This is a genomic window from Pseudomonas sp. 1121_17, assembly GCF_052850745.1.
The window spans coordinates 1-315 of sequence record NZ_VXCX01000038.1; the positions used below are offsets into that span (position 1 = coordinate 1).

The window sequence follows — 315 nt, forward strand, 5'->3', positions numbered from 1 at the left end:
CGACTACACCGTCAACATCGACAGCAACGGCAAGGGCTCGATCCAGGTCCCGAACCCGAATAGCGAAGACGTGTACAAAGACGCCAGCCAGCTGGTCGCCACCGTCACTGGCGGCACCGGCGGTAACTTCGAGAAAATCGCCACCGGCGCCACTGCCACCGCACAAATCGCTGACACCGAAACCCCAGTCACCGTCAAGGTCACCGGCGTTGCGGCCACCGAAGCAGATGCCAACGTCACCTTCAACTTCGAACTGAGCGACAAGCCGCAAGCTGGCAGTGCGCCAGTCGTCCTGAACGTGCGCATCGGCAGCAC

General features: G+C 61.9%; 1 protein-coding gene. It reads left to right on the plus strand.

The window, feature by feature from the left end; genetic code table 11:
• Window positions 1-315: immunoglobulin-like domain-containing protein (locus tag FW789_RS24315; RefSeq protein ID WP_446432155.1), on the plus strand; the 315-nt coding region annotated here is incomplete at both ends.